Annotated in this window: 9 protein-coding genes and 1 pseudogene; 7 read left to right on the plus strand and 3 right to left on the minus strand. The window is 71.4% G+C overall.

The features are described from left to right. The 3 genes from ACXJKL_RS09850 to ACXJKL_RS09860 form a co-directional block, all read right to left on the minus strand. The coding region (locus ACXJKL_RS09850; protein ID WP_457206881.1) for an AAA family ATPase at window positions 1–299 on the minus strand (299 nt) is incomplete at its 3' end. A gap of 52 nt (window positions 300–351) precedes the next feature. Then, a complete protein-coding gene (locus tag ACXJKL_RS09855; protein ID WP_457206882.1) occupies window positions 352–1992 on the minus strand; it encodes a SpoIIE family protein phosphatase in 1641 nt (546 codons plus the stop codon). A gap of 115 nt (window positions 1993–2107) precedes the next feature. After that, window positions 2108–3496, minus strand: a complete 1389-nt coding sequence (locus tag ACXJKL_RS09860; RefSeq protein WP_457206883.1) for a glutamate decarboxylase — start codon at window positions 3494–3496, stop codon at window positions 2108–2110. 170 nt (window positions 3497–3666) lie between these two features. On the opposite strand from ACXJKL_RS09860, the gene ACXJKL_RS09865 reads away from it, so the two are divergent. The 7 genes and pseudogenes from ACXJKL_RS09865 to ACXJKL_RS09895 form a co-directional block, all read left to right on the plus strand. Further along, window positions 3667–4272 carry a hypothetical protein gene (locus tag ACXJKL_RS09865; RefSeq protein ID WP_457206884.1) on the plus strand — a complete coding sequence of 202 codons (606 nt, stop codon included), beginning with the start codon at window positions 3667–3669 and terminating at the stop codon, window positions 4270–4272. A gap of 36 nt (window positions 4273–4308) precedes the next feature. Next, a complete protein-coding gene (locus ACXJKL_RS09870) occupies window positions 4309–4785 on the plus strand; it encodes a DUF6325 family protein (RefSeq protein ID WP_457206885.1) in 477 nt (158 codons plus the stop codon). Window positions 4786–4823: 38 nt separating this feature from the next. Next, window positions 4824–5102, plus strand: a complete 279-nt coding sequence (locus ACXJKL_RS09875; RefSeq protein WP_457206886.1) for an SHOCT domain-containing protein — start codon at window positions 4824–4826, stop codon at window positions 5100–5102. Further along, window positions 5099–5590, plus strand: coding sequence for a hypothetical protein (locus ACXJKL_RS09880; protein WP_457206887.1), 492 nt, complete (start codon window positions 5099–5101; stop codon window positions 5588–5590). The genes ACXJKL_RS09875 and ACXJKL_RS09880 overlap by 4 nt, the downstream gene beginning before the upstream one ends. Continuing rightward, the gene (locus ACXJKL_RS09885) at window positions 5587–6147 is read left to right on the plus strand and encodes an RDD family protein (protein ID WP_457206888.1); all 561 of its coding nucleotides are present in this window, start codon (window positions 5587–5589) and stop codon (window positions 6145–6147) included. The genes ACXJKL_RS09880 and ACXJKL_RS09885 overlap by 4 nt, the downstream gene beginning before the upstream one ends. A gap of 11 nt (window positions 6148–6158) precedes the next feature. Next, a complete protein-coding gene (locus ACXJKL_RS09890; protein WP_457206889.1) occupies window positions 6159–6650 on the plus strand; it encodes a DUF7144 family membrane protein in 492 nt (163 codons plus the stop codon). A 30-nt stretch (window positions 6651–6680) separates the two neighbouring features. Then, window positions 6681–7501: pseudogene (locus ACXJKL_RS09895) on the plus strand (hypothetical protein); the annotation flags it as partial.

Consider the following 7501-nt stretch of genomic DNA (forward strand, 5'->3'; position numbering starts at 1 on the left):
ACCCGCAACCACTCGTGCAGGTCCGACTCGGTACGCCGCGTGGAGTGGCGCGCATGGACGGAGCCGCCCTCGGGGGACAACCCGTAGGACATGGCGATCGCCTCGACGAGCGTCGACTTGCCGCTGCCGTTCTCACCGATCAGCACGGTGACCCCGGCCGGCAGGTCGAGGCCCTCGGAGAGCAGCTGGGCCACCGCCGGCACGGTGCGCGGCCAGCCGGCCCCGTCGGTCAGGTCCGGCAGGTCCGGGCCGGCCGAGACGCGGCGCACGGGCCGTCGGTCCCACCTCGCGTCGCTCACGCCGCGAGCGTACGACGCACCACCGACGCCGGTCGGCCGTCGGGAGTCCGGCTCAGACCAGGTGCACGGCCAGCAGGGCGACGTCGTCCTTCAGCTGCCCCACGAGGAGGTCGTCGAGGATCGCATCGACCAGTCGCTTCGTCGGGAGGCGGTGGCGCGCGCTCGCCGACCGCGCCAGCCGAGCCAGGCCGTCGTCGATGTCCTCGCCGCGGCGCTCGACCAGGCCGTCGGTGTAGAAGAGCAGGGTCGAGCCCGGTCGCAGCTCCACGTCGCCCTCGGGACGTGCGAGGTCCGGCGCCAGTCCGACGAGCGGCGAGATCTCGGTCTCCAGCCACCGGACGTCGCCCGCGGGGTCGATGAGCAGCGGCGGCGGGTGACCGGCGTTGCTCCACCGGACCCGGCCGTCCTCCACCCGCGCCACCACGAGGGTCGCGAGGGCGTCGATGCCCAGCGACTCCAGCGACCGGTCGAGCTGCTCGACGGTCGCGGACGGGGACCCGTCGCCGGCCTGCAGGTGGGCTCGCAGCGCGGTCCGCAGCTGACCCATGTCGGCGGCCGCCTTCATGTCGTGGCCGACCACGTCGCCGATCACCAGCGCGGTCGTACCGTCGGCCATCAGCAGGGCGTCGTACCAGTCGCCGCCCACCTGCTCGCGGGCGGCGGCCGGGCGGTAGCGGGCGGCCAGCTGGAGCCCCGGCACGTCCGGCAGGGTGGTGAGCAGGGCGCTCTGCAGGATGCGCGCGGTCTCGACGCGCTCCTCCAGGAGCAGGGCCCGCTGGACGGCCGATGCGGTGTACGACGCCAGCGCCGAGATGGTGACCGCGTCGTCGTCGCTGAACGTCCGGTCCTCGGGCCACAGCAGGCCCAGGACCCCGAAGACCCGGCCCTCGACGCCCAGCGGCTCGAAGAGCCGGGCGACGCCGGTCTCGCTCGTGGTGCCGACCGCGGGATAGGCGAGGTTCTGCTCGTCGGGGCCGGGGAAGAACAGGGGCTTGCGGGCGTGGAAGACGTCTCCGAGCGGGGTGGTGGAGTCGGCCGGCACGTCCATGAACTGCCGGGCCCGCGCCCACTCGCGCCTGCTCTCGACCAGCAGCATGCGGTCCCCGCGCTCGTCGTGGTCCTCTCCGAGCTCGCCGAACGCGTCCAGCGTGGCGGCGGCAGAGTGCAGCCACAGCACGGCGTGGTGGCAGCCGAGATGCTCGCGCGCGACGTCCTCGAGCGCGGTCGCGACATCGGTGACGGTGCGAGTGTCGGTGAGTGCGTGGCTCAGCTTGAGCAGCACGTTGGCCCGCCACACCAGCTGGGTGGCGTAGTCGATGCCCTCGTCGGCGAGGTGCCGGAGCTGGCGCTGGGAGATCTCGGCCGAGCAGGCGGCGGCGAGGTCCTCGAGCATCGCGAGCTCGTGGGCCGTCCACTCCCGCGGCTCGGCGTCGATCGCGCACAGCGACCCGATGACGCGCCCCGCGTGGTCGTGCAGCGGCCAGCCGGCGTAGGCGACGACGTCCAGGTCCTCGATCGCACGGTTGTCGCGGAGCCTCGGGTCGATGCGGGCGTCGGCGATGACGAGGGGCGCTCCGTCGGCGGTCTCGACGATCGACACGAGCGCCACGGGCACCCCGATCGTGTGCCGGACGAGACGGGCGTACCGGTCGAAGGAGGGGTCGGCAACGACCCACTGGTCCTGCGCGGGCACCGGCCTGCTCCCATCTCCCGAGCGGTCGACGTCGTGAGGGTAGGTCAGCAACGGCATCGACGGGGGCGCTTTGGCAGCACGGGTCACCCGCGCGGGTGACGGCGACTGCCCGTGGTCAGTGGTGGAAGCCGCTCGGCTGGTCCTCGTTCGGCATCGGTGCGGACAGGTCGTCCATCCACTCGGTCGCGACGGCCAGGTCCCGCAGGAAGAGCTCGGCCATGTCGTGGCTGAAGCCGTTGCGCACCACGACCCGGAGCACCGCCATGTCCTCCCGGTTCGGGGGCATCGTGTAGGCCGGCACCAGCCAGCCGCGCTCGCGGAGCTTGCGGGACATGTCGAAGACGTCGAACTTGGTGACCTGGTCGCTGACCATGAAGGTCACCACGGGCAGCTCACTGCCGTCGGTGATGACCTCGTACTCCGGCATCGCGCGCAGCGCGTCACCGATGTGGCGCGCGACGTCCTGGCAGGACTGCTGGACCTCGCGGTAGCCCTCCCGGCCGAGTCGCAGGAACTGGTAGTACTGCAGCACCACCTGCGCGCCGGGGCGCGAGAAGTTCAGGGCGAAGGTCGGCATGTCGCCGCCGAGGTAGTTCACGTGGAAGACCAGGTCCTCGGGGAGGTGCTCGGTGTCGCGCCACAGCACCCAGCCGACACCGGGGTACACCAGCCCGAACTTGTGGCCCGAGGCCTGGATGGAGACCACGCGGGGCAGTCGGAAGTCCCACACCAGGTCGGGCTGCAGGAAGGGGGCGATGAAGCCGCCGGACGCGGCGTCGACGTGCACCGGGACAGAGATGCCGGTGCTCTTCTCGTAGTCGTCGAGGACCGCGCAGATCTCCTGCACCGGCTCGTAGCTGCCGTCCATGGTGGAGCCCAGGACCGCGACCACGCCGATGGTGTTCTCGTCGACGTACTCCAGCAGGTGGTCCGCGGTGAGGTGCAGCACGTCGCCCTCCAGCGGCACGTAGCGCGGCTCGACCTCCCAGTAGTTGGCGAACTTCTCCCACACGACCTGGACGTTGGCGCCCATGATGATGTTGGGTCGCTCGGTCGAGGCACCGGCCGCCCGTCGCGCGGTCTGCCAGCGGCGCTTGAGTGCCATCCCCGCGAGCATGCACCCCTCCGAGCTGCCGGTGGTCGAGGTGCCGACGCTGGTGGCGGCGTCCGGGGCGTGCCACAGGTCCGCGAGCATCCGGACGCATCGGGCCTCGATCTCGGCGGTCTGCGGGTACTCGTCCTTGTCCACCATGTTCTTGTCGACGGTCGCGGCGTAGAGCCGGTCGGCCTCGTCATCCATCCAGGTGGTCACGAAGGTCGCCAGGTTGAACCGTGCGTTGCCGTCCAGCATMACCTCGTCCAGGACCACCTGGTACGCCGTCTGGGGCAGCATCGGCTCGTCGGGGAGCCGGTCACGCGGGACGTTGACCATGCCCGCCCGGGTGAAGCGCGGTACGACGGTCAGGTCCGGTGCCGCTTGGTCCGGCTTCGTCCACACAGCCATGGTGTCCCCTTCTGGTGAGCCCGCGTCGGTGGGCGGCCACGTGGTCGCGGCCACCTCCACCCTTCCCGCGACTCCGCTCCGGGCGCCTCACCCGGTGCGGATGACCAGCCGCCCGTCGCCCTCGTGGTCCACTGCGGCGAGAGCAGGGAACAGCGTGACGGAGGTCGAGCGTGGGGTGGTCCCGACAGGGCTGGACGGCCGCCCTCTTCATCGTGGGATCGACCTGCTTCCTCGTCGGCCCCCYCCCCGGGTTCGTCGACCTCGTCGGACCGGGCATCGACGCGGCCGTCTTCTTCGTCGGCTCACTGTTCTTCACCGCCGCCGCAAGCGTCCAGTGCGTCGACACGCTCGCCTCGACGCACACCGGGACCGACCTGTGGAGCAGCGGCGTGCAGCTGGCGGGCACCGTGTTCTTCAACGTCTCGACCTTCCAGGCACTCAGCACGAGCTGGGACTCCTCGGACTACGACCAGCTGGTGTGGCGCCCGGATGCCTTCGGGTCGATCTGCTTCCTGGTCTCGGGATGCCTGGCCTACGGCGCCGTCGCGGGCCGGCTGCTGGCTCCGCCGCCGACGACCGTGGACGGGACGATGGCCGCCCTGAACCTCGCCGGGTGCGTCGCCTTCGGCGTCGCGGCACTCGCGGCGTACGTCGTGCCGGGCGGCGACTCCTCGACCAGGACGGCGGTGGCCAACGCTGGCACCGCCCTCGGGGCGCTGTCGTTCCTCCTGGCCGCGGTCCTGCTGCTCAGGAGCGATCTCACCCGAAAGGGATGATGCCGGGGGGGTCCGGGCGGAGCAGTCTCGTGGCTGATGTCGACCGCCGACGCCCAGCCAGGAGGCAACGTGACCACCGCCGCAACAACCGACGTCCACGGTCCCGTGGACTTCCTGCTCCTCGAGTTCCCGCGCGGCGGGCTCACCGGGGAGGTCGGCCCGGCCCTGAGGGACCTGGTCGAGCAGGGGACCGTGAGGATCTATGACCTGACGGTCATCAGCAAGGACGGCGACGGTGCCGTCGAGGTGCTCGAGCTCACCGACCCGGCCTCCGGCGTCGGGAGCTTCAGCTGGTTCGCCGGCGCCCGATCGGGCCTCATCAGCGACTCGGACATGGCGGAGGCCGCCGGAGCCATGGAGCCCGACACGGTGGCCGCCCTGATCATCTACGAGAACTCGTGGGCCGCGCCGTTCGTCGCCGCGGCGCAGGGCAGCGGCGGCCAGGTCATCGCCAGTCAACGCATTCCGGCCACCGACGTGGCCGAGGCCCTCGACGCGCTCGAGCTGGCCTGAGGACGAGGAGGAGCACGATGCCAGGACTACTCAGGGGCGTGGCCCGCACCGCAGTCATCGCCGGGACCGCCAGCGCCGTCAACGGGCGCGTCCAGCGACGACAGGCCGCGAAGTTCGCCGACCGGGACGCGGAGACCGCCGCCCAACAGCAACAGGCCTACCAGCAGTACGCCGACCCGCCGCCCGAGGCCGCTCCGGCACCGGAGGCGCCGGCCGACCCGCTCCAGCAGCTCAGCGACCTCGGCGACCTCAAGGACCGGGGCCTCCTGACCGACGCCGAGTTCGCGGCCCAGAAGGCCAAGATCCTCGGCCTGTGAGAGCGGGAGACGAGATGCTCGGACTGGCGCGGGCCGCGGTCCACGCCCTCCCCACGCCACGTACCGCCCTGCACGCCGCCGAGGCGGTGGCCCAGTGGGCAGGGGGGCGGTTGCTGGAGGAGATCGGCACGCGGGTGGACCTGACCCCCCTGGTGGCCCGGGTGGTCGACCTGGACAGCCTCGTGGCGGGCCTCGACGTCGACGCCGTGGCCGGACGGCTGGACGTGGACGCGGTCGCGGCGCGGCTGGACATCGACGCGGTGACCGACCGGTTGGACCTGGTGACGCTCGTGGAGAAGGTCATCGTCGAGATAGACCTCCCCGGCATCATCCGCGACTCCACCGGGTCGGTCGCCTCCAGCACCGTCCGCGGCGTCCGCATGCAGAGCGTCTCGGGTGACGAGGCCGTCGCGCGGGCCGTCGACCGACTCCGTCTGCGGGGACGTCACCGCACCGTGCCGGAGCCGAGGCTGGACGGCGGCACGTGACCGAGCCGCCGCTCTCCGCCGTGCCGGCGGAGGCCCGCGCGTTCCAGGGCCGCAACGCGGGTCTGGTGACGCGCTCGATCGCCGCGATCGTCGACGCCGCGGTGGTCGGCGTGGTCCTGGTGGCGATGTACCTCGGCCTCAACGGCCTGCTCTTCCTCATCGACCCGCGGGCCTTCACGTTCCGTGCCACCAACCTGCTGTTCAGCCTGGCCATGGCCTGGGGCGTGACCGTGGTCTACCTGACCGTCTGCTGGGCAGTGACGGGCCGCAGCTACGGCTGTCACGTCATGGGACTGAGCGTCGTGGATCGGCGCGGTCGTCGGCCACGCCTGTGGACCGCCCTGGTGCGGGCGGCGATCTGTGCCTTCGTGCCGATCGGGCTCCTGTGGTGCGGGTGGAGCCGCTCCAACCGCTCGCTCCAGGACCTCCTCCTGGGCACGCGGGTGGTCTACGACTGGATCCCGCACCCGCCCGCGGTCGCCGTACCGGCTCCCCGGTCATCCTCGGAGGATGAGGCTGCGGCGGTGCCGCGAGATCACGCTGGTGGAACCTTCTGAAAGGACTGACCATGACTGATCGCAACGCTGGTGTCTCGTCCCACACTCGCTCCAGGTCGGCCCAGGCAACGCCGGGTGCGGGCTCCGAGGACTGGGCGGAGAGCCCGACCCTGTGGGTGGGATGGATCGCCTTCGCGAGCATGATGATGATGCTGCTGGGCTCGTTGCACGCCATCCAGGGACTCGTCGGGCTCTTCCGCGACGAGTACTACCTCGTGGGACCCAACGAGCTCGTGGTCCACGTCGACTACACGACGTGGGGCTGGGTGCACCTGATCGCCGGCATCCTCCTCGCGGTGGCTGGCGGCGCGTTGCTGGCCGGTCAGATGTGGGCGCGAGCCGTCTGCGTGCTGTTCGCGTTCGGCAGTGCCATCCTCAACATCGCGTTCCTGTCGGCGTACCCGATCTGGTCGACGATCATGATCGTCATGGACGTGCTGGTCATCTGGGCCGTCACCGTCCACGGCAAGGAGATGCGTGACGCCCGCGGCTGGAACGCCTGAGCCAGGCTCGACGAGGCACATCCGACGGTCATGACCGACACCGGGTCCGGCGTCCCGTCCGAGGACAGCGAGCTGCAGATCCTGCGGAGACGGGTCGCCGAGCTGGAGGCGGAGCGCTCCTCGCCGTCCGTCCCGCCACCCGGTGGTGCGGAGCACCACCGGTGGCGGGCGACGGTATCGGCCACGCTCATCGTCGTGGCGTGCGTCCTCGCCCCCCTGGCGGTGACCGCGGTCTGGGCCGACCGGCAGATCTCCGACGCCGACCGGTACGTCGCCACGGTGACGCCCCTGGCGGACGACCCGGCGGTGCAGGCGGCCGTGGCCGAGCAGGTCAGCACCGCGGTGCTCGACAGGCTCGACGTGCCCACCCTGACCTCCGAGGTGATCGACGGCCTGGCCCAGCAGGACCTGTCGCCCCGTGCGGTCGCCGGCCTGCAGGCCCTCTCGGTCCCGCTCAACAACGGCATCGAGAGCTTCATCCGGTCCTCGGTGGACAAGGTGGTCGCCAGCGACCAGTTCGCCCAGGCCTGGGTGCAGGCCAACCGCACCGCCCACACCGCGGTGGTGCGCCTGCTCTCCGGTGAGCAGGGCGGCGCGGTGAGCGCCCAGGGCAACGAGGTCACGATCAACCTGGCCCCGATCGTCGCCGAGGTGAAGAAGCGCCTCGTCGACTCGGGCTACTCGGTGGCCGAGAGGCTCCCCGAGGTCGACACCTCGTTCGTGCTCGTCACCTCGGACGCGGTGACGAAGGCCCAAAACTTCTACAGCCTCCTCGACACCCTCGGCTTCTGGCTGCCGCTGGTCTCGCTCACCCTCCTCGCCCTCGGAGTGCTGGCTGCCCGCTCCCGACG

The sequence above is a fragment of the Nocardioides sp. P5_C9_2 genome (assembly GCF_054049555.1).